The organism is Corynebacterium aquilae DSM 44791, assembly GCF_001941445.1.
Classification (GTDB): domain Bacteria; phylum Actinomycetota; class Actinomycetes; order Mycobacteriales; family Mycobacteriaceae; genus Corynebacterium; species Corynebacterium aquilae.
The window spans coordinates 2,510,105-2,535,042 of the sequence record NZ_CP009245.1 but is presented as its reverse complement, the minus strand read 5'-3'; the positions used below and the strand labels follow the sequence as shown (position 1 = coordinate 2,535,042).

Genomic DNA, 24,938 nt, shown 5'->3' with positions numbered 1-24,938 from the left:
AAAATAGCCCTATGTATGACAACCCGGACCCGAACATTCCGGAAGGCCGCTACCATGATCAGCTGCAGGCCGTCCTCATCGACGAGCAAACCCTGCAGAACCGAGTCAAAGAACTCGCCAAAAACGTGTCCGAAAAATACCGCGACGAGGACTCCCTGCTCCTCGTGGGAGTGCTCAAAGGGGCGGTTTTTTTCATGACCGACTTCGCCCGCGCCCTCGACATCCCCTGCCAAATGGAATTCATGGCGGTGTCCTCCTACGGCAACTCCGCCTCGTCCTCCGGCGTGGTGCGCATCCTCAAAGACCTCGACCGCGACATCGAAGGCAAAAACGTCATCATCGTTGAGGACATCATCGACTCCGGCCTCACCCTGAGCTGGTTGCTGAAAAACCTCAAAAACCGCAACCCCAAATCCCTCGAAGTCGTCGCGCTGCTGCGCAAACCCGAGGCCGTCAAAGCCAAGATCGACCTACTCGACTTGGGCTTCGACATCCCCAACGAGTTCGTAGTCGGCTACGGCCTCGACTTCGCCGAAATGGGCCGAGATCTGCCCTTCGTGGCCTCCCTCAAACCCGAGGTTTACTCCGGCCACTAAGCGTCACACGACGCCCCAGTGCGTACCGACTGCGCCCCGCGCCCCTGGACAACACCAGGAGTGCGGGGCTTTACGCGAACACCAGTGGAACAATGACCACACACCGCGCGTTACAGTTGAGGAACTGCACTACTTTTTATTTGCACCGGCACACTAAGAAAGGCCCGACAACCAGGCGCCGCCCCACCCTCCATGGGCACACGGCGAGCAAGGATCGGGCAGGAGACGCATGGAAACCAGAAAAATCGTTCGGATTGGTGGAATCGCCGCCGTCATTTTGATGTCGCTGTTCATCTTCAGCTTCTTCACCAATGACGCCCGCGGCTACCGCAAAGTCGACACCAGCATCGCGATCGCACAGCTGACGGACAAAAACGTCCAAGAAGCACAGATCGACGACCGCGAACAGCGCCTGAAGCTGAAGCTGAAAAACCCCATCGACATCGAAAAACAAAAAGATGTCAAAGAGATCATGGCTGAGTACCCGGCCCGCACCGCACCCCAGGTCTTCGACAAGGTCGAGCAGTCCGGCGCCGAAAAGTACACCACCAAGGTCACCCGCGACTCCTTCCTGATGTCGATGCTGTCCATGCTGCTGCCGCTGCTGCTGCTGTTCGGCCTGATGATGCTGGTCTTCAACCGCATGCAAGGGTCCGGCATGGGCATGTTCGGCATGGGTGCCTCCCGCGCCAAGGAACTGACCAAGGACATGCCCACCAACACCTTCGCCGACGTTGCCGGTGCGGACGAAGCTGTTGACGAACTGCACGAAATCAAAGACTTCCTCGAAGACCCCGAGCGCTACGAACAGCTCGGCGCGAAAATCCCCCGCGGCGTTCTCCTCTACGGCCCGCCCGGCACCGGTAAAACCCTGCTGGCACGCGCCGTCGCCGGCGAAGCCGGCGTGCCATTCTTCTCCATCTCCGGCTCCGACTTCGTCGAAATGTTCGTCGGCGTCGGCGCCTCCCGCGTGCGCGACCTGTTCAAGCAGGCCAAAGAAAACAGCCCCTGCATCATCTTCGTCGACGAAATCGACGCCGTCGGCCGCCAGCGTGGCTCCGGCATGGGTGGCGGACACGACGAACGCGAACAAACCCTCAACCAGCTGCTGGTCGAAATGGACGGCTTCGGCGACCGCGAAGGAGTCATCCTCATCGCGGCCACCAACCGCCCCGACATCCTCGACCCCGCGCTTTTGCGCCCGGGCCGCTTCGACCGCCAAATCCCCGTCACCAACCCGGATCTTGCCGGCCGCGAAAAAATCCTCGAAGTGCACGCCAAAGGCAAGCCCTTCGCACCCGACGTTGACCTCAAATCGCTCGCTAAGCGCACCGTCGGCATGTCCGGCGCCGACCTAGAAAACGTCCTCAACGAAGCTGCGCTGCTGACCGCCCGCGTCGGCGGCAACGTCATCACCGCCGACGCCCTCGAGGAAGCCACCGACCGCGTCATCGGCGGCCCGCGCCGCAGCTCCAAGATCATTTCCGAAAAGGAAAAGAAAGTCACCGCCTACCACGAAGGTGGCCACACCCTGGCCGCCTGGGCGATGAAAGACATCGACCGCGTCTACAAGGTCACCATCCTGGCCCGCGGTCGCACCGGCGGCCACGCCATGACCGCCCCCGAAGACGACAAGGGCATGTACAACCGCAACGAACTGTTCGCCCGCATTGTCTTCGCCATGGGTGGACGCGCTGCCGAAGAACTCGTCTTCGGCGAGCCCACCACCGGCGCCTCCAACGACATCGAACAGGCCACCAAGATCGCCCGCGCCATGATCACCGAATACGGCATGTCGCCCCAACTCGGAACCGTCAAATACGGCGAAGAACAAGGCGACGTCTTCGCCGGGCGCGGCGGTGGCGGAAGCCTCGAATACTCCAACGCCGTCGGCGAAAAAATCGACGAGCAGGTCCACCAGCTCGTCGCCAAAGCCCACCGCATGGCCTACGACATCCTGCGCGACAACCGCGACTACCTCGACCGCCTGGCCGAAAAACTCCTCGAAAAGGAAACCCTGCGTCGCCCCGACCTGGAAGCCCTGTTCGAAGACATGCCGCAACGCGAACGCCCCGAAGTTTTCGAAGGCGAAGCCACCTACTTCCCCGGCCAAACCGACCGCGAGCCCGTCAAAACCCCCACCGAACTGGCCAAAGAACGCGGCGAAGAACCCCCGAAGCGTTTCAGCATCCTGGAAGCATCCAAGGCTGCCCGCGCCCGTCGCCAAAAAGAGCTCGCCGAAAAAGCAGCCCAGGGCATGACCCCCGTCGCGCCCGTCCAAGGCCCCACCCCGGCACCCGCCACCTACGGCGGAACCCCGCCGCCCGCCAACTGGCAAGCCCCCGGCTGGCCGCCGGCAAACCACGGCAACAACCCCTACCAGCAGCCCACCCAACCGCCGGCGCCCACCAACCCCAACGGTGAACACCCCGGCACCGGCGCCTACCCCGCCCCCGGTGAGCCGCTGCGCGGATTCGAGCTGCCCGCCTACGAAAAGCCCGACCACCCGGACACCGAGGACAACACCGAAACCACCGCCCTCGATAGCGCCCCCACCGGTGAGCCGTTGCGCGGATTCGAACTACCCGCGCACGAAAAGCCCGACCACCCGGACACCGAGGAGACCGACAGCACCGCCGACGAAGACGACAACCGCTCCGGCCGCCATGCGAAAGGCGACAACGACTAATGGGTGAGTTCGACTCAGCGCGCGCCGAAGCGGCCGTAAGGGAACTACTGATCGCCGTCGGTGAAGACCCCGACCGGGAAGGTCTCAAAGACACCCCGGCCCGGGTCGCCCGCGCCTACGAAGAAATCTTCGCCGGGCTGCACACCGACCCCACCGTGGTACTAGAGAAAACCTTCAACGAGGACCACCAAGAACTCGTCCTCGTCAAAGACATCCCCATCTACTCCACCTGCGAGCACCACCTCGTACCCTTCTACGGCCACGCCCACATCGGCTACATCCCCGGCAAAAACGGCAAAGTCACCGGGCTATCCAAACTGGCCCGCCTGGTAGACCTCTACGCCAAACGGCCACAAGTCCAAGAACGACTCACCAGCCAAGTCGCCGACGCCCTCGTGGACAAACTCGACGCCTCCGCCGTGATCGTCGTCCTCGAATGCGAACACCTCTGCATGGCGATGCGCGGCATCCGTAAACCCGGCGCCCGCACCACCACCTCCGCCGTCCGCGGAGGCTTCAAAACCGACTCCCGCTCCCGCGCGGAAGCCCTGTCGCTCATCCGCGGCTAACCCCCCAAGCACCTCCACCGCACCGCCGGCTGGAGGTGCTTTCGCATCACCAAAACCAAGGAGACCAACATGACGACACCCACCCGCTGCAAAGTCATGGGCATCCTCAACGTCACCACCGACAGCTTCTCCGACGGCGGTCAATTCCTCCTCGTACCCAACGCGCTGGCACACGCCGACAGCATGCTCGCCGCCGGCGCAGACATCATCGACATCGGCGGCGAATCAACCCGCCCCGGCGCCGAACGCGTCGACGCCGACACCGAAAAACAACGCGTCCTCCCCGTCGTCGAAGACCTCGCCAGCCGCGGCGTTGCCGTCTCCGTCGACACCATGCGCGCAGACGTCGCCGCCGAATCCGTCGCCCGCGGCGCCACCCTCATCAACGACGTCTCCGGCGGACTCGCCGACCCCGAGATGTACTCCGTCATGGCCGATGCCCGCGTCGACGTGTGCCTCATGCACTGGCAAGCCGACACCTTCGGCAACGCCGCCGGCGCAGCCCACCAACCCGGACACGTCGTCGATGATGTCCGCCGCGGACTCGACGACCTGGTCACCCGCGCCACCAACGCCGGCGTTGACCCCCACCGCATCATCCTCGACCCCGGCCTCGGATTCGCGAAAACCGCCGCCGACAACTGGGAACTGCTCAACGCCCTCCCCGAATTCGTGAACTCCGGATTCCGCATCCTCATCGGCGCCTCCCGCAAACGATTCCTCCAAGCAATCCGCGACGAACGCGGCGCCGAACCCGCGCCCGACATCGCCACCACCGCACTGACCGCACTCTGCGCTCACCACGGCGCCTGGGCCGTCCGCGTTCACAACGTCGCCGACAACGTCGACGCCACAACCGTCGCCCACCGCATGGCCACCGGCAAGGAATAAACACCATGGCAGACAGGATCGAACTCACCGGCCTCGAATGCTTCGGCTACCACGGAGTCTTCGAAGAAGAAAAGCGCACCGGACAACCCTTTATCGTCGACATCACCTGCTGGTTAGACAGCACCCCGGCAGCCGCTAGCGATAACGTCGCCGACACCGTCCACTACGGCGAACTCGCCGAAATGGCCCACCGCATCGTCACCGGCCCCGCCCGCGACCTCATCGAAACCGTCGCCGCCGAAATCGCCGACACCGCCATGAAAGAATGGCCCATCCTGCACGCCGTCGAAGTCACCATCCACAAACCTTTAGCCCCCATCGGGCTCGCCTTCGCCGACGTCGCCGTCGTCGCCCGCAGAAGCCGGAGAAAAGCATGAAAGCAGTCCTCTCTCTCGGATCCAACATCGGCGACAGCGCCGGCCACCTTGCGCGCGCCCTCAACGACTTCCCCGGCACCATCAGCGCCACCAGCCAGATCTACGCCACCCCACCCTGGGGCGGGGTAGAACAAGACGACTTCCTCAACATCACCGCCCTCGTCGACTTTGACGGCACCCCCGAACAACTCCTTCACGCAGCCCAAGCCCTCGAGCAGGCCGCACAGCGACGCCGCGACATTCGTTGGGGGCCACGCACCCTCGATGTCGACATCATCGACATCCCCGGCTACACCTCCACCGCAGAACACCTCACCGTTCCCCACCCCCGCGCGGAACAACGCCTGTTCGTCCTCATCCCCTGGGCAGAAATCGACCCCACCGCCACCCTCAACGGCCACAAGATCACCGACCTGATCAACACCTTCACCCCAGAAGAACGCGCCACCATCCGCGCAATCGGTAGCCTGGACAACCACACCGCCTGCGACACCAGAAGGGAGCGGCCGCGACAATGAAAAAGACCCCACCGGCACGCATCATCGCGCTCACCCTTTTCTTCGCTGCCGCCAGCCTGATCCTTACCTTCCGCTTTTACGGCAGCATGCCGCACATCCCCCCATCGGTAGCCGTCACCCTGTGGGGGCTTACCGCTGCTTGCGGCTTTGGCACCTGGGTGGTTCGCAAAAACATCTCCCGCGGCCACATCGGCCTAGATCGCAGCCAACTCAACCCGCTATCTGCAGTCAACTGGCTCATCCTCGGCACCGCCAGCGCCTACACCGGTGGCATCGTCGGCGGTATCTACCTCGGCATTGCCGCCTACGTGCTGCCACGCACCACCACTTTGATGGCGGCAGCCGACGACGCTCCGGGGGTTATCGTGAGTGCCTTGGGCGGCATCGCATTGGCGGCTGCAGGATTGATTCTGGAGCGGGCGTGTGCAGTGCCACCCGGAAGTGATGGGGAAGCAGCCTAGAACTCGGGTAGGATAAGCCGACATGAGTGAGCAAGAGCGCAACCGCCAGCAACGCGACTACGAAGGATCCAGCAACGGGCCTTCGATGCAGTTGCTGGCTGCACTTCTTTTGACGCTGGCTGTCATCGCGACAGTCATCATGCTCGTCACCAACAGCACCGGGGCCATGAAAGTTGCCGTCATCGCGGCACTGTGGTCGGCGTTGATTGGGTTTTTCCTGGTGGGCAAGTACCGCTACGACGCGGAACAGGCCCGAGAAAACCTCGCCCACGAGCGTGAGCTGTTGGCCCTGGAGCTCGAAAAGGAGCAAATCACCCACCGGGAGCAGGAGCGCCTGCTGGAGCAGACCTACATGGATTCCGTCAAGGAACACCAGGATGAGGTGCTGGTGGCTATCCGCGCCCAGCTTGATGAGGTGCGCTCCCAGCTGGAGATGCTGACCGGCCAGGACCTGTCCTACGAGCCGACCGCGCTGCGGGCAGAAGCCCGCCGGATTGCCGAAATCGACGCCGCCCCGGCAGCCAAGAACGACAAACCGAAACAGACCACCGCACAACCCACGAACACCCAAGATGACGCGCTTGATGTGGTCGACGTTGAAGCTACCGACGTCAAGCACGCCGGCGGCCGTTTCGACACCGGTGCTTTCGCCCGGGTGAACTGGTCTGCCGAGCACGCACCCCGCCAGGGCAGCCACCGTGACGACGACCCGGATCGCATTTCCGCCGCCGAGGTCGCCGCCAAGCAGGAAGCAGAGCGCAAGAAAGCCGCCGAGCAGGCCGCCGCCAAGAAGAAGGCCGAAGAGGAAAAGAAGGCCGCCGAAGCTGAGGCGAAAAAGAAGGCAGAGGCCGAAAAGCGCGCCGCCGAGGAAGCTAAGGCGAAAAAGGCACAGCAAGAGGCTGAAGCGAAAGCCAAGGCCGAAGCCGAGGCCAAGAAGCAGGCTGAGGAAAAGGCGGCTGCGGCCAAGAAGGCAGAACAAGATAAGCAGCGTGAAGCCGAGCGCCAAAAAGCTGCCGCCCAAGCCGAAGCCAAGAAAAAGGCCGAGGAGCTGGCGCGCAAGAAGGCCGCTGAGGAAGAAGCCGTGCGCAAGGCCAAGGAGGAAGAAAAGCGGCGCGAAGCTGAAGAACTAGCTGCCCGCAAGTTCCGCCAGGCCCAAGAGGAGGTAGCCACCAAGGGTGGCCACCACCGGGCGCCGCAGGAAACCACCGGCGGGCGTCGTCGCCGCGACGAGTCCCAGGATTCCGTCAGCGTCGCCGATCTGTTGAAGAACCTCCAGGGCGGCACGAACGCCAGCCCGCGTCGCCGCCACCGCAGCGAGGATTAAGCATAAACGTGAGTGCGGTGCACAAAACACTGAACTTTAGGATCTCCGGTCACCATCACGTGGCCGGATTTCTTAGTGAGTACCTCGAAAACAATGGCCACGTCCGGGTCGATCACGGCGAGGAGCTGCTCATCATCGCTGACGAGCAGGCCTTGGTGGCCGAACCCCGCTACCCGCACTCGGCCAGCATCGTGGTGGGGCTCGACCTCGACGCCCAGTTAGCGGACTTGCCGGAGGCAACCGCGAAAATTCTGATTCACCCCATCTCTGCCGGCGGGCCGTTGGAGTTTTATGTCTCGGCCGCAGGCGAGGTCTCCCGGGTGATTGTGGAGCTATTGCTGCCGGCCCCGCTGGGGGAAGTGCTCGATGCGGACGTGCCGCGTTATCGTGAGGCGCAGCGCCGGGCCACCCAGTTACTGAATCAGCTGCAGCTTGTCCAAACAGAGATGGCTTTGTTGAGCCAAGAATTTAGGAGTATTGATCAATGAGCTTCACCACCGGGCAGGCAAAGGTTTTCCGTGGGGTAGTGGCGGCACGCCAGGTGGCTGCGGCTTTTGCGAAGACCTCGCGGCCGTGGGTGATTATTCCCGTAGCGGCCACAGAGCTGTTTTCCGCCGAGGCGGTTGTCTCGGCGCAGGTGGCTGCGGCCATTGATGCGGCGAAGCAGCCGGGGTGTTTGCGCGGGGTGATTGTGGTGGGCGATATCGCCGAGGAGCAACTGCAATCAGCCCAGCCATTGTTGGCACAGCGTGGTGTTGATGTGGTGGTTGCTTTGGGTGATGAGGATGTGTGGCCTCATGGTCAGCGCACCTTGGTGTCGGTTCCGGCCCCGGGGGTGGATGTGTCTGCTGTGGGGGTTGAGTGGGGGGCTGTTGCCCGCCAGGTGACGATGTGGGTGCGTTTGGTGGCGTTGTTGCGGCCGGTGGGGGTTGCGGTGTCGGATGCGCAGTATCCGGCGTTGTTGGCGGCGCAGCATGCGTGTGCGGATTTGGGGTTGGAGACGAAGTTTTTGCGGGTGCCGGTGGTGCGTCGTCCGGATGGCACTAGTGTGGCGCAGCAGTCTTCTGAGGATGCTGTGGTGTTGGGGGCGGCGTTGTCGGGTGCGGTGTTGGCTGCGGAGGATGGGGCGGATGCGTGTGTTGAGTTTGCGCGCCGGGTGGCCCCGGGTGCGTCGTTTGTGGCTGCGGGGTTGGATTTGGGGCCGGCGCCTGAGTTGGGTGAGGGCGTGTTGTTTGGGGCGTTGGGGGATGTGTGTGACTGTGTGTTTGTTCCTTTTGGGATTGGGGTGCGTGATCAGCAGCAGTCTGGTTAGAAGGCTGCGTTGATGAGGTTTGTGAGTTGTTCGGTGGTGGTGACTTCGCCGGCTAGGAGGGGCAGTTTGGTGATGGGGAGGTGGGGGACCTGGTGGTGGAGTTCGGCGATGAAGGTGTCTTCGAGGGCGCGTCTTTCGGCGAGGTATTTTCCTTGGTCGGTGGGGGAGATGCGGTTGATGATGAATCCGGCGACGTTGACGCCGAGGTTGTTGAGGGTGTGGTAGAGCTCGACGGATTCGGCGACGGGGATTCTTTCGGCGTGGAGGACGATGGAAAAGGAGGTGAGGTGGGGGTTGGTGATGGTGTTGGCGAGGTCGACGAATAGGGCGCGTCGGGCGGTGAGGATGCGGCGTAGTTCGCGGTCGCGGCGGTCGATGGGGTCGAGGGCTTGTTCGTCGCTGGTGCCGACGACGTGGGCGTCGCGTCCTTCGAGTCCGCGGACGGCGCGGCTGAGTTTGTGGGATTTGTCGCGTTGTTTGAGTAGTCCTTCGGTCCAGGCGGTCATGAGTTCTGGGAGGGCGAGGAGGCGGCTGGTGTGTCCGGAGGGGGCGGTGTCGAAGACGATGTGGTCGTAGAGGTTGCGGCTGGTGGTGAGTTGGGCGATGCGTTCGAGGATGGCTGCTTCGTGGGTGCCGGGGGCTTCGGCGGCCATGTTGATGTGTTGGGTGATTTGTTTGTGGAGGTGTTCCGGCAGCATGCGTTGCATGGTGTGGCGGACGTTTTTGAGGTGTTGTTGGGTGGTTTCTTCGGGGTCGATTTCGATGGCGTCGAGGCCCGCGATGGTGGTGATGCGGGTGGGGGTGGGGCCGATTTTTTGGCCGAAGAGGTGGCCGATGTTGTGGGCGGGGTCGGTGGAGACGAGGAGGACGTTTTTGCCGGTTTGGGCCAGGTGGGTGGCGGTGGCGGCGGCGAGGGTGGTTTTGCCGACGCCGCCTTTGCCGCCGTAGAAGATGATGGGGGTGGGGTTTAGCAGCATGCGATGTTTTCCAGGGGTGAGTGTTCCATGCCCATGCGGGTGTGCCAGTCGTGGAATTCCTCGTAGAGGATGGGCATGAGTTCGAGGGTGTAGAAGGCTGCGGGGTTGGGGATGCCGAGTGCTTCGGAGAGTACGAGGATCATGAACATGTCGTCGTTTTCGCGTTGGGCTTTTTTGAGCACGGCCCGGTAGGGGGCGTTGTAGAACTCTTCTAAGCCTCGGACGAAGGCTTGCCATCTGTGTCCCATTTAGGCGCTCACGGGGGTGGTGTTGAGGTTGTCGCCGTCGAATTCTTCTTGGGTGATGGGGTTGTTTTTGGCTTTGGACAGTGCGCTGGCGGCTTCGATGGTGACCCAGACGGCGGCGATGAGGATGATGATGTCGAGGGTGAGCAGCAGCCAGTTGCTGTCGTTGTAGAAGCCTTTGAGTTGGACGATGAGTGCCCAGAAGCTCATGATGAGGACGAAGATGAGGGGGATGATGGCGACGAGGTAGTTGCGTCCGAGGCGGGCGAGGATGACGCAAATGATGGAGAGGGTCAGGGCGGCCATGAGTTGGTTGGTGGTGCCGAATAGGGGCCAGATGAGCATGCCGCCGGATCCGTCGCCGCCGGCGGAGAAGGTCAGTCCTAGGGCGACGGCGAGGACGATGATGGTGGCTGCGATGGGGGTGATTTTGACCCCGGCGATGTCGCCGATTTCTTGGACGACGAGGCGTTGGAGGCGGACGCCGGTGTCCATGGTGGTGGCGGCGAAGAGGACGGCCATGGTGGCGAGGATGGTGGAGGAGAGGGAGGCGGGGATGCCGAGGCCTTCGTTGATGAGGGTGGAGCCGCCGGCGACGAAGGCTTTGACGCCGCCTTGGCCGAAGGCGTTGTAGATTTCTTGCCATTGGGCGAGGGTTTTGAAGCCGGCGGTGGTGGCGATGATGGCGCCGAGGGCGAGGAGTCCTTCGCCGACTGCGCCGAAGTATCCGACGAAGCGGGTGTCTTGTTCGTTGTTGATTTGTTTGGAGGAGGTGCCGGAGGAGACCATGCCGTGGAAGCCGGAGATGGCGCCGCAGGCGATGGTGACGAACAGGAGGGGCACCATGGAGGGGGCGCCGTCGGGCATGTTGTGGTTGATGACTGGCGCGACGAGGGTGGGGCTGGTGACGAGGACGGAGCCGTAGAGGATGATGAGGCCGACGAAGAGTTGGAGGCCGTTGATGTAGTCGCGGGGTTGGAGGAGGACCCAGACGGGCAGCAGGGAGGCGATGCCGGCGTAGATGAATAGGGTGATGATCCAGACGGCGCCGGGGGTGAGTCCGGCGATGTTGTCGGGGAGGACGATGGGGTATTTGTCGCCGATGACCATCAGGCTGTAGAGGGCGATGACGCCGACGATGGAGACGAGGGGGAGGTTCCAGTTGAGGCGGTAGATGGCTTGGCCGATGAGGAGGGCGACGATGATCGCGCCCCAGGTGGGGATGACTGCGGTGGGGGTGGAGACGAGCAGTTTGGAGATGACGACGGCGAAGGCTGCGTTGACCATGAGCAGCAGGAGGAAGATGACGACGAGGAAGAGGTTGCGTCCGCGGGCGCCGATGTAGCGGCCGGAGAGGGTGCCGATGGATTGGCCTTTGTGGCGGACGGATGCCCAGAGTGCGCCGAGGTCGTGCATGCCGGCGATGAAGACGGTGCCGATGGTGACCCAGAGGAAGGCGGGGAGCCAGCCCCAGATGACGGCGATGGCGGGGCCGACGATGGGTGCGGCGCCTGCGACGGAGGTGAAGTGGTGTCCCCATAGGACGTATTTGTTGGTGGGGACGTAGTCGACGCCGTCTTCGAGGGTGTGGGCCGGGGTGGTGTAGTTGGCGTTGAGGGCGAAGATTTTGCGGCCGAGGAAGGCGGAGTAGAGGGCGTAGCCTGCGAGCATCATGGCGATGCCGAGGATGGTGAGGATGAGAGAATTCACTGTGGCGTACCTTTCGAAGCAAGCGTCGCAGTGGTGCGAGTCACATCAAGGTATCAATAGTTGGACGGCGATGAAAAGTGGTTACCCCCGTCACATCTCCTGCGGTGTGCATCCGTTTCCAGTGGCGGGCTGGGCGCGCCCTGTGCTCCACCCGTTAGGGTGAAAAGCATCGCATTTTTTTCTTCCTAAAATTCGCCCCCGGCAGCACATGTGCGATTAGGCTAATGCGGAACTTTTATTTGTTGAATTGCTGAAGTGGTGATGGACATGCATGTAACGCGGTTTTCCGATTTGGGCCTGCGGATCATCATGACCTGTGGGGCGGGACGCGATGCGCGGCACACGGTGAAGTCCTTGAGTGAGGATATTGCTGCGCCGGCCACGCATGTGGCGAAAGTTGTTGCCCGCTTGGGGGAGTTGGGGCTGGTGTCGAATACGCGCGGCCGCGGCGGCGGGGTGAGCCTGTCGGATAAGGCGTATTCCTGGCGGTTGGGGGATGTGCTCCGCGAGCTGGAGGGTCAGGGTCCGTTGGTGGATTGTTTTGATCCGCCCTGTCCTTTTGCGGCGGCTAATTGTCTGCTGGAGCGCAAGCTGGCGGCCGCGCAGGAGGCTTTTTTCGCGGCGCTGGATGACACCACGATTGGGGAGCTGGTGACCAGCGCGCCGGCGCCGGCGCAGGGCTTTTTGGGCATGCCGCGGATAGTCGGCTAGCCCTCTTTGTGGGGGTGCGCGGGGTGTGCACGCGGGTTGGGGCAGTGCTGAGTTATCGGCTGTGCGGGTGAGGGAGTAATCGGCTTTAAAAGATTCATCAAAAATGCACATTTAGCGGTAGGCTCGTCACCATCACCCGCCCCAGCGCCACACCAGCCCGCCACGGACACCACCACCCCAGCGGCTAAAAGCAGCACCGACTGCCACCGGCGCGGCGGGAGACGACCACAACTCACCCCACCAGGAAGGCCGCACCAGCCATGCACGCCACCACCAGCCCCGATACCTCCCGCCGCTTGAGCGAGGAACACGCCGCCATCGTCGCCGAAACCCTGCCGGTCATCGGCGCCCACATCAACCAGATCACCCCGATCTTCTACCGCACCATGTTCGCCAACCACCCCGAGTTGGAAAAAGACCTGTTCAACCGCGGTAATCAAAAAGACGGCGACCAGCAAAAAGCACTGGCCGCCTCCATCGCGGTGTTCGCCACCATGCTGGTCGACCCGAACGCCCCCGACCCGGTGGACATGCTGGCCCGCATCGGCCACAAACACGTCTCCCTCGGCGTGACCCGCGAGCAATACCAGATCGTCCACGACAACCTCTTTGCCGCCATCGTGGAAGTCCTCGGTGAGGCCATCACCCCGGAAGTCGCCGCCGCCTGGGACGAGGTGTACTGGATCATGGCCGATTGCCTCATCGACTACGAAGCAAACCTCTACGACTCCGCCGGCGTGGAACACGGCGACGTGTTCCGCACAGTCACCGTCACCGATAAGAAGTCCCTACCCGGTGGGGCCATCGAGATCACCATCACCGGAAAGCTGGCCACCCCACTGCCCGGCCAATACACCTCCCTCGGCGTCACCCTGCCCGACGGCGCCCGCCAGCTGCGCCAATACTCCATCATCGCCGGCGATGACAGCACCTGGACGGTGGCACTCGACGTGGTCGGCGAGGTCTCCAAGCACCTGGATCAGGCAGTCGCCGTCGGCGACACCATCCAAGCCACCCTGCCCGCCGGCGACCTCACCCTCACCCCAGGCAACCGCCCCGTGGTGCTGATCTCCTCCGGCATCGGCGCCACCCCCATGGTCGGCATGCTCAACCACCTCGCCGCCGAGGCCTCCATCCGCCCCGTCACCTACTGGCATGTCGACGACGACGCCAGCACCCACGCCCTGGCCGCGCACACCCAGGCCGCCATCGCCGACAACCCCCACATCACCTTCACCCCCATCTACCGCCAGGCCGGACAACGCCTCACCCTGAGCGGGGACTGCGGCTGCGGCGGCACCGACTGTGGCAAAAACCTGCGCGATGCGGACGTCTACCTGTGCGGCGGCACCGGCTTTTTGCAAAACATGCGCGAACAAATCGCCGCCCTACCAGCAGACCAACAGCCCGCAACCGTGTCCTACGAGCTGTTCAGCCCCAACGATTGGCTCATCCGCTAACCCCGCCGAAAGGCGCCAACACCCCCACCCGCCGCCGGCCCGCCGGTGCTAAGGTCGAGGAAAAGACACCCGCACTCGCCCCCCGACAAAGGGGGCGAAAACACCTCTCAAAGGACAGCTTTTCCATGAAGGTCTTGATCACCGGCGGCGCCGGCTACATCGGCTCCACCATTGCATCCTGCTGCGACGACAACGGCATCGACGTCGTCATCCTTGACGACCTGTCCAAAGGCCTCAAAGCCTTCGGGCAGCGCTTCCCCTTCTACCAAGGCGACATCGCCGACGAAGCGCTGCTCGACAAGGTACTCACCGAACACAACGACATCGACGCCGTCATCCACTGCGCCGCCAAAATCGTCGTGCCCGAAAGCGTGGAGCAGCCCCTGGACTACTACGACAACAACGTCGCCAAGCCCCTGGTACTGCTGAACAAACTCCACGAACACGGCGTCGACAAATTCATCCTGAGCTCCACCGCCTCCATGTACGAGCCGGAAGCCGACTTCATGGTGGACGAAAACTCCACCACCAACCCCAACAGCCCCTACTCGGCCTCCAAATTCATGCTCGAACGCGTGCTCGCCGACTACGCCGCAACCGGCGCCATGAACGTCATCGCCCTGCGCTACTTCAACCCCATCGGCGCCGACCCCCAGATGCGCACCGGCCTGCAAAACCCCGCCCCAACCCACGTGCTCGGCAAAATGATCGAAGCACTCACCAAGGGCGAAACCTTCACCGTCACCGGCGTTGACTGGCCCACCCGCGACGGCTCCGGACTGCGCGACTACATCCACGTCTGGGACCTGGCCCGCGCCCACGTCGCAGCACTGAACCACTTCGACGACGTCATGGCACAAGCCACCAAGCCGAACTACGACGTCATCAACCTGGGCACCGGTCTGGGCACCACCGTCTTCGAATTCGTCGAAGGCTTCAACGAAGCAATGGGCGTGAAACTTGACGTCGCCACCGCCCCGCCCCGCCCCGGCGACGTCGCCGGCTGCGCTACCCGCACCGACAAAGCCAACAAACTGCTTGACTGGCACACCGAACTATCCATCGCCCAAGGTGTGAAAGACTCCGTCGCCTGGTCCAAGAAACTGCCCGAATACCTGGACTAGCCCCAAACGCGCCCCCCAAGCGCACCCCACAGTCCAGCGCACAGCAGTCCAGCGCGCAACCCACCCGCCCCCGCCAGAAGCGAAACCCAAGTGTCGCCTCGAGCGGGGGCGCACCCATAGCAACCACCAAAAACACCCCACACCAAAACCCACACAGCAACCCAACCAACCACCGCCATGCCCCCACCGCCACGCCTGAAGCACCTCATCCAACCGGTCATCGTCTACACCACAACCAGCCTGCTCGGCAATGGCGCGGTGGTACTCTTTGCTTCCCACACCACCAACCCCGCCCACCCGGATTCCATCCTGACGGCCCTGCTGGCAGCACACGCTCTAGCCCTAGGGCTGACAGTGCTGAGCACCCAGGCCCTGCTGCGCGCGGACGGAACCAGCCTGGCCGAGGTGTGCGGGCACCCCCGGTGCTTGCGCGTCCGACCCACCGTGCTGCTGTGGGCGGCCATCACCTTAAGCTGGCTTATTCCCATTCTCGCCCTGGCTGCCTGGGCCGGCCCCTCACCAGGCGCCAGCCCAGATGCACCAGCCAGCGACTGGCTGCACCTCACCGGCTCCCAAGCACTCACCCTGGCATTTTTCGGAATACCCATCGTCGGCATGGCCTACCCGGCGGTGTTATCCGCCTACTACACCGGCATCGTCTACCCCTACCTTGCGCAGCGGTTTACCCACCGCGCCAGCTGGCTAGGCTGCGCCACCATCGGCTGCGCCATCCACATCACTGCCACCCCCTGGATGCTGCTATTACCCGGTGCCGCCATCGGCACACCCGTGGCGTGCGCCTGGCTGCGCGCCCGCACCGGCAACGCCGCCTCATCAATCGTGCTAGCCCAAGCCGTGTGGACCACCTTCCTGCTGATAGCCCTCATCTACGCCACACGCACCCCCGCCTAGGCGCACCTAAAAAACACCAGCACCAGGTAGTGAATTTCGCTACCATGATCCTGTCCATCACCCCTAAAGCGCTAGGTGAAGCAATGCCCGAAACCCCCCGCATTCCCAGCACCAAATTGGTTCTGCTCGCGCCCGTGATCTATGCAGTCATCAACTTGATTGTCTACGCGGTAGTTTTCGGCGCTATCAACATGATGGCCACCAGCCGCATCCACGAAGCCTGGTTTTTCATCGCCTTCGCGCTCGGGGTGACTCTCTCCGCGGTGCTCACCGTCTACGCCACCGCACAGCTGGCCAAACACGAAAACTTCCAGCTGCGCAGCGCCCTTGGGCACTGGTCCGACATCACATGGCTACCCACCCTCCTGCTGTGGGCCATCATCTTCGGCACCCAACTACTCATCCTCGGCCCCTGGGACAGCTCCCCCGGCGCCGAACCCCGCCCCGGTGCACAAGCCTTCTACTTCCTCAGCGCCGGCGAAGCAAGCTTCGTCGGCATCACCCTGGTCATCCCCCTCGCAATCATCATCCCCCTGCTCAACAGCGGCTACTTCGCCGGCATGCTGCAACCACTGCTGAACACCAAACTCGCCCCCATCCCAGCCCTAATAGCCACCGGCCTCGTAGCCGCCGTGCTCCAGCTGCTCAGCAGCCCCTTCCTCCTGATCGTGCCCATCGTCGTGATCGCAACCCCCTTCGCAGCCGCCTGGCTACGCATGACCACCGCATCGCCAGCCTCCTCCGTGCTGCTGACCATCGCGGTGTGGCTCAGCGTCTACGTCACCGTCCTCTACACCCTGACTGCCGTGCCCATGTAAACGCAGCCCACCGGCAACCACCGCAGCCACCACGTCACCCCGAAACCCCCACCAGGTTTCCACCCGGCCGCACCCACGCAGGGTTTAACGGGGTTAAGTAGGCGCACACTATTGGAAGCACCTCGCCTCCTCGACTACCCTGGACGATTGTGACTGACGCGAAAAACACCCCCGACGTTCCAGAACAGCTGCGAATCCGCCGCGAAAAGCGCGCCCGCTTGCTGGAAAACGGCATCGAACCCTACCCCGTAGAGGTCGACCGCACCATCGCCATTGACGAACTACGCTCCAAGTACTTCGTCAACAAGCCCGCCGCCGATGGCGAACCCGCCCCCGTCGCCCCCGAAGGCGCCCGCGTCCTCGAGATCGGCGAAGAAACCGACGACGAAGTCGCCATCGCCGGCCGCGTCATCTTCGTCCGCAACACCGGCAAACTCTGCTTCGCCACCCTCCAAGAAGGCAACGGCACCCAAATCCAAGCCATGCTCTCCCTGGCAGAAGTCGGCGAAGAAGCCCTTGCCGCCTGGAAACAAGACGTCGACCTCGGCGACTTCGTCTCCGTACGCGGCCGCGTCATCGCCTCCAAACGAGGCGAACTGTCCGTCATGGCCAAAACCTGGCACATGGCCGCCAAGTCCCTGCGCCCCCTGCCGGTCGCACACAAGGACATGAGCGAAGACACCCGCATCCGCCACCGCTACACCGACCTCATCATGCGCGAACAGGCCCGCACCAACGCCATGACCCGCATCAAGGTCATGCGCGCCCTGCGCAACCACCTCGAAGGCGAAGGCTTCGTCGAGGTCGAAACCCCCATGCTGCAAACCCTCCACGGCGGCGCCGCAGCACGCCCCTTCGAAACCCACTCCAACGCCCTCGACATCGACCTCTACCTGCGCATCGCACCAGAGCTCTACCTCAAACGCTGCGTCGTCGGCGGCATCGACCGCGTCTTCGAAGTCAACCGCAACTTCCGCAACGAAGGCGTCGACTCCTCCCACAGCCCCGAATTCGCCATGCTCGAGACCTACCAGGCCTGGGGCACCTACGACGACGGCGCCGAGATGATCAAAAACCTCATCCAATCCGTCGCCAAAGACGTCTTCGGCTCCACCACCGTCACCCTGGCCGACGGCACCGAATACGACCTCGGCGGCGAGTGGAAATCCATCGAGATGTACCCCTCCCTCAACGAGGCACTGGCCCGCAAATACCCCGGCCAGCCCGAGGTCACCATCGACTCCACCGTCGAAGAACTCAAAGAAATCGCCAAGGTCATCGGCCTCGAGGTTCCCGCCAAGGGTGGCTGGGGCCACGGCAAACTCGTTGAGGAAATCTGGGAAGTCCTGTGCGAAGACCAGCTCGAAGGCCCCATCTTCGTGCGCGACTTCCCCGTCGAAACCTCCCCGCTGACCCGCCAGCACCGCTCCAAGCCCGGCGTCACCGAAAAATGGGACCTCTACGTCCGCGGATTCGAGCTCGCCACCGGCTACTCCGAACTCGTTGACCCCGTCATCCAGCGCGAGCGCTTCGAAGACCAGGCACGCCTGGCCGCCGGTGGCGACGACGAAGCCATGGTTCTCGACGAGGACTTCCTCACCGCCATGGAACAAGGCATGCCCCCGACCGCTGGCTGCGGCATGGGCATCGACCGCCTCCTGATGGCCCTGACCGGACTCGGCATCCGCGAGACCGTCCTGTTCCCGATGGTCAAGCCCGAACCGAAGCAGTAACCCACGCGTCACAACGCACAAAGCGCTGCCCCTCACCACACGGTGAGGGGCAGCGCTTTTATTGCGAAAGCCAGGCCTAGTGCGCGACAGGGATCTTCGCGGGCGCGATGGGCGTGGCGCGCCGGGAGGTGGGGTTGTAACTGCGAGAGGTCAACACGCGCTCGATAAGCCCGAGGATGGCCACGAGGACGAAGAACAGGGCATACACGCCGGCGATGTTGCGTAGGGCGACCGCGTAACCCAAGGTGGTGACGTTGAGGAAGTCATAGGGGTAAAAGCCCGTCATCGTGCCCCGGATGAGGCAGTAGCCGACCCAAATGGTGGGGATAATAAGCGCCCGGCCGATCGTGGGCCAGGTGATATCGCGCTGGGTGCGCAGCGGCATCGACAAAACCCACAGGACGGGCATGGCGATGGGAAGCAGCTCGTGGTTAATGGTGTTGGTGTAGGCCTGCAAGCCCAGGTGGGGGCTGCCATCGGCGATGATGAGGTTGTACACCAACCCCGTCACGATGAGCATCATCGCCGCATCCAAGCGCAACGCTTTCGCCCACGCACTACTGCGAGTGCCGTGCCCGAGGGCATAAAAACCGGCAACAGCAGTTCCAATGATGGCTGACCACAAGGTGAAGTAGGAATACTCCGCAACCAATTTGGAGCCTGCGCTATCAAAGGCCGGCCAGGGGGTAAAGGGGTGGATGGCAGCATCGATGCCGGAAAGCACCACAGAGACCGCGCCTAGTGCGAACAGCACGGCGCCCAGCACCCGAACAATAATCTTGAGCATTTCCTCATATTAGGGATTGATTTGTTGAGGATCAACAAAAGGGGCCTCAGAGTTCGGCCCCTTTAAATGGGGACCCCAATAAATGGGACACCCGTAGAGGGGTGAAAAAACGGGCTAAATGAAGGAAACCCGATAGTGGGGGCTCAGACCCGTTCGTATTGTGAGGGTGGAAAACGTGTCGTGACTACGAAGCGTCGTGTTTAAGACCATTCCTTCGACAAATTTGGAGAACTTATGAGACACTCCCCGCCCTTTAAGATGGCAATTGTGGCGATTGTGACTGTTACGGCGGTCGTCGCAAATAGTCTTTCAGCTCCTGCTGTACAGGCGGCTCCACAGGAACCGGCGGTTACTGTTCATCATCAGTCCCGCGGTGACGAACCGGCCGTCAACATGATGGAAGGCATCGGCCAGGTGATTCCTGGCATCTCATCGTCACCAGCTGAGGTCGATACACCTTGGGGCAAATTTTCCTCAGGCCATCTGATTGCAGCAATTAGTGCAGGTTTGCTCGCGCTTATCGCTGTTTTCGTAGCTTTCTTTGGCGGCGGTTCCAGCGGATCTTCAGATCGCCCCGCCAAGAAGCGCACCAAGGATCCAGTTTCTGAGCCATCTACTCATTCGGTTCCAACAAAAAGGCCCGAACCGAAGCCTTCCAGTAATCCGGTTCCAACAAAAGAGCCTGATTCGAAGCCGTCTACTCACCGGGATCCAATCAAGAAACCCGCTCCCAAGCCCTCTACTCCTCCAAAATCCCCTACCCCAGAGGAGAAGGATCGGATTCCGTATACCGGTGAAGGTAACAATGAGATCATTCCTAAGCCCGGTACCTACATTTCTCCTGATCAGGAAGCGGTTTCTGTCCAGGGTGCACTCGGGGAGAAGCAGGTCTCGATTGTTCGTACACCATTCGAAGACGCCCCGAAGATTGGGCAAATATACGTCCTCGAGGTCGGCCGTAACAATCTTCAAGGCGTCATGGGGCGGGTGGCCGAGGTTGGAAAAACATCTGGTGGGTTAACAAAGATTACGACGGAGCCGGTATCGGTCGACGATGCCTATGAGAAATTTGAAGTAAGCAGGGAATACAACGACGGCGACATTATCTTCTATGATCCAGGCAATCCTAATAACAGGATGGATAGAGCGGCGTTTGGTACAAGCTTTGAACTTTCGCTCTTCTGTGGGGTCAAAGGTGAAGCCAAGCAGGAAGCTAAGTTGAAATCTCTTATCAACTTTACAGATATGCGCGCCGATGCTGACCTCACTGGCAAAGATGGAGGATTTTACTTTGCGGTGACGCCAGGGATCCAGTTGATTTCAAACGGTGAATTAAGTGAATTGGAGGGGTCCTTAACTTGTTCCCTTCCGGATTTCCTGACGAGCCGGTTTGCACTTCCACTCGGTGGCCCCTTTATGGCGAAGCTAAGTCCCCTTGCGGGCTTTTCGGTCACCAATAAGCTTTCTAAAACAGACACGGTTTCACTGCGTGTGCCGATTGAAGTTGCTGCTGGATGGGGTAAGTATGCTCCGATGCTTAAACCTCATGCTCCTGTCGTTGATCGTTCTGTCGAATCCAAAGAATCGCTGCACTTCCAAATTGATCTGGGGGCCAGCATCGGAATTGCGGGTGGCCCTAGGATTGGTGAGGTCTCCGTTGACTTGGACACCATTTACAGCATTGAGGCGACCTACCCGACGAAGACAACGAAAACCGAATCTAATGGTGCGGTTATCACTACGGTTGAGACCTGTCCTGTATTTGAACGTTCAATGAGGCTGTGGGGTGGTGTTCGGGCATCCATCATTTTTGTTCTCAAGGTGGAATCGGGAATGGAAAAGGAGTTGTCGCGGAGCAGGATTGACAAGCCCTGTGAACTTGTCAGCCGTGGAGAATCGCCCAAGGATCCTTCGCCAACACCCGATGAGCCGACGCCGCCGGTGGACAAACCTAGCAAACCGAATCTGTATTCTCGCTTAGGCGAACTGAGAGGTTTGACTGTTAACGAATTCCTGCGGTGTCGTGTGGATTCTCCCGCCGATGGTCGAAGTGTCTTCTATGGTGATGACCACTGCTCAACATCGCTAGCGGTTGCTGTCGATCGGATGACCTATTCCGGTGATGATTGGATCACCGGCAATGAGTTTGAGCCGGTCAGTGGTCCTGAGGTTTCAGGGGCAGGTACGGCTGATGATCCCCTCGTGATACGAACAAAGGTCCGGCCGAGTGGTCGGAAGCTATTGATTGAGCAAATTGATACGTTCGTTGAGGGGTCCGGTAGCTACATGACGACAATCAACGTCACAAACGAAGGTGATAAAGCTGAAGAGATTATTGTCTATCGTGGCGTTGACTGCTACCTGAACCGAGACGATTGGGGTCATGGCGTGCTGACCCCCCGTGGAGCCGCGTGCATTGCGGATGATGGTCGTCAGATTGCCTTCGAATCTTTCACTGAAGGTGAGCGACGATTTGTAGGCCAATACGACACCACCTGGCTGCTCATTGGTGGAGCTGACGATCTTCCTAACATGGCTGAAGATGGACGATACGACAACGGTATGGCCGTCAGTTGGAAGAAGCAGTTGCGTGGAGGCGAAACGGCTTCCTTCCGCTCGAATTTTGAGCTTCGTGAGCCCGCCTAACTAGGGCTGTCGTGACCTTCGTTTAGGTGAGCCCCACTGGTCGCAGGGCGACACCATTTGTGTGGTGTCGCCCTTTTCCGTGTTGTTTACAACTTGGGGTTTACCCCAGAAGCGATTCGGTGTGAAGGATTTCTATGCTTACCCGGGCAAAGAAACCGTGAGGATTTTAGTCGCGGAGTAGCTCATGTTCGCTACCGGCGTACAGGGGCTTTACATTTGGATTTATTGCCTCTGACCAGTGTATTTAGTGTTGAGGTTGGTGGTGTGGGAAGTGGGAGGGGGGGATTTGGGGCCTAAGAGGTGCAATATCTGGGCGCTGGGCGCGTTAGGGTGAAGGCATTAGAAAACTAGAGGATTAGTGAATCTTGTTTAGCGAAGGGGTTTGAACGCCATGTTTGAACGGTTTACCGACCGGGCGCGCCGCGTCATCGTGTTGGCGCAGGAAGAGGCTAGAAACCTCAACCACAATTACATCGGTACCGAGCACATCTTGCTGGGTCTTATCGCCGAGGGCGAGGGCGTAGCTGCCAAGGCCCTCGAGTCGATGGGTATTTCTCTGGTGGCTGTCCGCCAGGAAGTGGAAGAGATCATTGGCCACGGCTCCACTCCGCCGCAGGGCCACATTCCTTTCACTCCCCGCGCCAAGAAGGTGCTGGAGCTTTCCCTGCGCGAGGGCCTGCAAATGGGCCACAAGTACATCGGTACTGAGTTTTTGCTGCTGGGCCTGATCCGTGAGGGCGAAGGCGTGGCCGCTCAGGTGCTGGTGAAGCTGGGTGCTGACTTGAAGCGCGTGCGCGCGCAGGTGGTTGAGCTGCTGAGCGGTTACGAAGGCAACGAGGGCGAGCCGGAGCGCAACGATACTGTTGGCGCAAGCTCCCGCAGTGGCGGGCAGTCTTCCGTTGGTGAGCGCTCGAACTCGCTGGTGTTGGACCAGTTTGGTCGTAACCTGACCCAGGCTGCCAAGGACGGCAAGCTGGATCCGGTTGTTGGCCGCGAGAAGGAAATTGAGCGCCTGATGCAGGTGCTGTCCCGCCGCACCAAGAACAATCCGGTGCTCATCGGTGAGCCCGGTGTGGGTAAGACCGCCGTGGTGGAGGGCTTGGCCCTGGACATCGTTAACGGCAAGGTGCCGGAAACCCTGAAGGATAAGCAGCTGTACTCGCTGGACCTGGGTTCTTTGGTTGCCGGTTCCCGTTACCGCGGTGATTTCGAGGAGCGCCTGAAGAAGGTGCTTAAGGAGATTAACCAGCGCGGCGACATCATCCTGTTTATCGATGAGATCCACACCTTGGTGGGTGCGGGTGCCGCCGAGGGCGCTATTGATGCTGCTTCTTTGCTGAAGCCGAAGCTTGCCCGTGGTGAGCTGCAGACCATCGGTGCGACCACGTTGGATGAGTACCGCAAGCACATTGAGAAGGACGCCGCCCTGGAGCGTCGTTTCCAGCCGGTGACCGTGCCGGAGCCTTCCGTGGATCTCACTATCGAGATTTTGAAGGGTCTGCGTGACCGTTACGAGGCGCACCACCGTGTCTCCATTACCGATGGTGCGTTGGCTGCGGCCGCGAACCTGTCGGATCGCTACATCAATGATCGTTTCCTGCCGGATAAGGCTGTTGACCTCATTGATGAGGCTGGTGCGCGTATGCGCATCAAGCGCCTGACCGCCCCCGCATCCGTGCGTGAGGTCGATGAGGAGTTGGCTGATGTGCGCCGCCAGAAGGAAGCCGCCATTGATGCGCAGGACTTCGAGCTGGCTGCCTCCCTGCGCGATCAGGAGCGCACCCTGGGGGAGAAGCGTAAGCAGCGCGAGGAAGCCTGGCGTAATGGTGAGCTCGAGGACATCGTTGAGGTCGGCGAGGAGCAGATCGCTGAGGTGCTGGGCGCGTGGACTGGTATCCCGGTGTTCAAGCTCACCGAGGAAGAGTCCTCCCGCCTGCTGCACATGGAAGACGAGCTGCACAAGCGGATTATCGGCCAGGACGATGCGGTCAAGGCGGTCTCGCGTGCGATCCGTCGTACCCGTGCTGGTCTGAAGGATCCGAAGCGTCCTTCCGGTTCCTTCATCTTCGCCGGTCCCTCCGGTGTCGGTAAGACCGAGCTGTCGAAGGCTTTGGCTGAGTTCCTCTTCGGTGAGGAAGACGCCCTGATCCAGATCGACATGGGCGAGTTCCACGATAAGTTCACCGCGTCCCGCCTGTTCGGTGCGCCTCCCGGATACGTCGGCTACGAGGAGGGCGGCCAGCTTACCGAGAAGGTGCGCCGTAAGCCGTTTAGTGTGATCCTGTTCGACGAGATCGAAAAGGCCCACAAGGAGATTTACAACACCTTGCTGCAGGTGCTGGAGGAAGGCCGCCTCACCGACGGCCAGGGTCGCGTGGTGGACTTCAAGAACACCGTCATGATCTTCACCTCCAACCTGGGTACCCAGGACATCTCCAAGGCTGTCGGCATGGGCTTTTCCTCCACGGGTGAAAGCGACGAAAAGGGCCGCTACGAGCGGATGAAGAACAAGGTCAACGATGAGCTGAAGAAGCACTTCCGGCCTGAGTTCCTCAACCGTATCGATGACGTGGTGGTCTTCCACCAGCTCACCCAGGATCAGATCGTCGAGATGGTCGACCTGCTGCTGGGCCGCCTGGAGAAGGCGCTGCGCGCCAAGGACATGGGCCTGGAGGTCACCGAGGCCGCCAAGAAGCGTCTCGCCAAGCGTGGTTTCGATCCGGTGTTGGGTGCCCGCCCGCTGCGCCGCACCATTCAGCGCGACATCGAAGATACGATGAGTGAGAAGATTCTGTTCGGCGAAATCGGTGCCGGCGAGATCGTCGTCGTCGACGTCGACCCGGAGGACGAGGCTGGCTACACCTTCACCCCGAAGCCCAAGCCGCTTCCCGAGATCTCCGACTTGAGCCACGAGGCCGCTGAAGCCATCCGCGACGTCGCCGACGCCGCCGAGGGTGAGGTCCCGGAGACCGCAACCGCCGAGGAACTCGAAATCGACAACGCCATCGCCGCTTCCGACGAGGCCGCCGATGACGCCGCCGATACTTCCGACGACAACGATAAGGAAGAGTAAAAAGT

The 24,938-nt window shown here is 61.6% G+C and carries 22 protein-coding genes; 18 read left to right on the top strand and 4 right to left on the bottom strand.

The features are described from left to right. Window positions 1–11: 11 nt before the first annotated feature. From hpt to CAQU_RS10695, 10 genes are all read left to right on the top strand, one after another. Window positions 12–596 (top strand): hypoxanthine phosphoribosyltransferase, encoded by a 585-nt coding sequence (gene hpt / locus CAQU_RS10740; RefSeq protein WP_075727627.1) that lies wholly within the window; start codon window positions 12–14, stop codon window positions 594–596. Window positions 597–825: 229 nt separating this feature from the next. Further along, window positions 826–3,285, top strand: coding sequence for an ATP-dependent zinc metalloprotease FtsH (gene ftsH / locus CAQU_RS10735; RefSeq protein ID WP_075727625.1), 2,460 nt, complete (start codon window positions 826–828; stop codon window positions 3,283–3,285). Further along, on the top strand, window positions 3,285–3,854 hold the full coding sequence (folE, locus tag CAQU_RS10730) for a GTP cyclohydrolase I FolE (RefSeq protein ID WP_075727623.1): 570 nt from the start codon (window positions 3,285–3,287) through the stop codon (window positions 3,852–3,854). Before ftsH ends, folE begins: the two co-directional genes overlap by 1 nt. A 69-nt stretch (window positions 3,855–3,923) precedes the next feature. Then, window positions 3,924–4,745 carry a dihydropteroate synthase gene (gene folP, locus CAQU_RS10725; protein ID WP_075727621.1) on the top strand — a complete coding sequence of 274 codons (822 nt, stop codon included), beginning with the start codon at window positions 3,924–3,926 and terminating at the stop codon, window positions 4,743–4,745. A gap of 5 nt (window positions 4,746–4,750) precedes the next feature. Further along, the gene (folB, locus tag CAQU_RS10720) at window positions 4,751–5,122 is read left to right on the top strand and encodes a dihydroneopterin aldolase (RefSeq protein WP_075727619.1); all 372 of its coding nucleotides are present in this window, start codon (window positions 4,751–4,753) and stop codon (window positions 5,120–5,122) included. Beyond that, complete coding sequence (gene folK / locus CAQU_RS10715) at window positions 5,119–5,640, top strand: 2-amino-4-hydroxy-6-hydroxymethyldihydropteridine diphosphokinase (protein ID WP_075727617.1); 522 nt, start codon at window positions 5,119–5,121, stop codon at window positions 5,638–5,640. The genes folB and folK overlap by 4 nt, the downstream gene beginning before the upstream one ends. Continuing rightward, window positions 5,637–6,101 (top strand): DUF3180 domain-containing protein, encoded by a 465-nt coding sequence (locus tag CAQU_RS10710; RefSeq protein WP_075727615.1) that lies wholly within the window; start codon window positions 5,637–5,639, stop codon window positions 6,099–6,101. The genes folK and CAQU_RS10710 overlap by 4 nt, the downstream gene beginning before the upstream one ends. A 22-nt stretch (window positions 6,102–6,123) precedes the next feature. Continuing rightward, window positions 6,124–7,425: a DUF6779 domain-containing protein gene (locus CAQU_RS10705; protein ID WP_075727613.1), complete on the top strand. Its 1,302-nt coding sequence runs from the start codon at window positions 6,124–6,126 to the stop codon at window positions 7,423–7,425. 59 nt (window positions 7,426–7,484) lie between these two features. Beyond that, complete coding sequence (locus CAQU_RS10700) at window positions 7,485–7,913, top strand: hypothetical protein (RefSeq protein WP_169836042.1); 429 nt, start codon at window positions 7,485–7,487, stop codon at window positions 7,911–7,913. Next, window positions 7,910–8,737 carry a hypothetical protein gene (locus CAQU_RS10695; RefSeq protein WP_075727609.1) on the top strand — a complete coding sequence of 276 codons (828 nt, stop codon included), beginning with the start codon at window positions 7,910–7,912 and terminating at the stop codon, window positions 8,735–8,737. The genes CAQU_RS10700 and CAQU_RS10695 overlap by 4 nt, the downstream gene beginning before the upstream one ends. Here the strand turns inward: CAQU_RS10695 and CAQU_RS10690 are convergent. From CAQU_RS10690 to CAQU_RS10680, 3 genes are read right to left on the bottom strand one after another with little or no spacing between them, the layout of a single operon-like run. Continuing rightward, entirely contained in the window at window positions 8,734–9,714 is a 981-nt protein-coding gene (locus tag CAQU_RS10690) for an ArsA family ATPase (RefSeq protein ID WP_075727607.1), read from the bottom strand. The two genes, CAQU_RS10695 and CAQU_RS10690, sit on opposite strands and share 4 nt — an antisense overlap. Further along, entirely contained in the window at window positions 9,705–9,962 is a 258-nt protein-coding gene (locus CAQU_RS10685) for a cory-CC-star protein (RefSeq protein ID WP_075727605.1), read from the bottom strand. The genes CAQU_RS10690 and CAQU_RS10685 overlap by 10 nt, the downstream gene beginning before the upstream one ends. Beyond that, complete coding sequence (locus CAQU_RS10680) at window positions 9,963–11,669, bottom strand: carbon starvation CstA family protein (protein WP_075727603.1); 1,707 nt, start codon at window positions 11,667–11,669, stop codon at window positions 9,963–9,965. It abuts the gene before it with no gap. Between the two features lie 261 nt (window positions 11,670–11,930). Between CAQU_RS10680 and CAQU_RS10675 the strand changes: the two genes are divergently transcribed. The 6 genes from CAQU_RS10675 to lysS all read left to right on the top strand — a co-directional run bounded on the left by CAQU_RS10675 (window position 11,931) and on the right by lysS (window position 18,427). Further along, window positions 11,931–12,380 carry an RrF2 family transcriptional regulator gene (locus tag CAQU_RS10675; RefSeq protein WP_245797264.1) on the top strand — a complete coding sequence of 150 codons (450 nt, stop codon included), beginning with the start codon at window positions 11,931–11,933 and terminating at the stop codon, window positions 12,378–12,380. A gap of 260 nt (window positions 12,381–12,640) precedes the next feature. After that, window positions 12,641–13,840 (top strand): globin domain-containing protein, encoded by a 1,200-nt coding sequence (locus CAQU_RS10670; protein WP_075727601.1) that lies wholly within the window; start codon window positions 12,641–12,643, stop codon window positions 13,838–13,840. Window positions 13,841–13,965: 125 nt separating this feature from the next. Continuing rightward, window positions 13,966–14,964: a UDP-glucose 4-epimerase GalE gene (galE, locus tag CAQU_RS10665; RefSeq protein WP_075727599.1), complete on the top strand. Its 999-nt coding sequence runs from the start codon at window positions 13,966–13,968 to the stop codon at window positions 14,962–14,964. A 177-nt stretch (window positions 14,965–15,141) separates the two neighbouring features. Beyond that, window positions 15,142–15,876: a hypothetical protein gene (locus CAQU_RS10660; protein ID WP_075727597.1), complete on the top strand. Its 735-nt coding sequence runs from the start codon at window positions 15,142–15,144 to the stop codon at window positions 15,874–15,876. Window positions 15,877–15,905: 29 nt separating this feature from the next. Beyond that, a complete protein-coding gene (locus CAQU_RS10655; protein WP_075727595.1) occupies window positions 15,906–16,694 on the top strand; it encodes a hypothetical protein in 789 nt (262 codons plus the stop codon). Between the two features lie 149 nt (window positions 16,695–16,843). Further along, window positions 16,844–18,427, top strand: a complete 1,584-nt coding sequence (gene lysS, locus CAQU_RS10650) for a lysine--tRNA ligase (protein ID WP_075727593.1) — start codon at window positions 16,844–16,846, stop codon at window positions 18,425–18,427. Between the two features lie 76 nt (window positions 18,428–18,503). Here lysS and CAQU_RS10645 read toward each other — a convergent pair whose 3' ends face one another. After that, a complete protein-coding gene (locus tag CAQU_RS10645) occupies window positions 18,504–19,214 on the bottom strand; it encodes a Pr6Pr family membrane protein (RefSeq protein ID WP_075727591.1) in 711 nt (236 codons plus the stop codon). Window positions 19,215–19,481: 267 nt separating this feature from the next. Here CAQU_RS10645 and CAQU_RS10640 point away from each other — a divergent pair, with 267 nt between their 5' ends. Together CAQU_RS10640 and CAQU_RS10635 are read left to right on the top strand one after the other, a co-directional pair. Continuing rightward, window positions 19,482–21,860 carry a hypothetical protein gene (locus tag CAQU_RS10640; RefSeq protein ID WP_157108999.1) on the top strand — a complete coding sequence of 793 codons (2,379 nt, stop codon included), beginning with the start codon at window positions 19,482–19,484 and terminating at the stop codon, window positions 21,858–21,860. 391 nt (window positions 21,861–22,251) lie between these two features. Next, window positions 22,252–24,933 carry an ATP-dependent Clp protease ATP-binding subunit gene (locus CAQU_RS10635; RefSeq protein WP_075727587.1) on the top strand — a complete coding sequence of 894 codons (2,682 nt, stop codon included), beginning with the start codon at window positions 22,252–22,254 and terminating at the stop codon, window positions 24,931–24,933. Window positions 24,934–24,938: the final 5 nt, after the last annotated feature.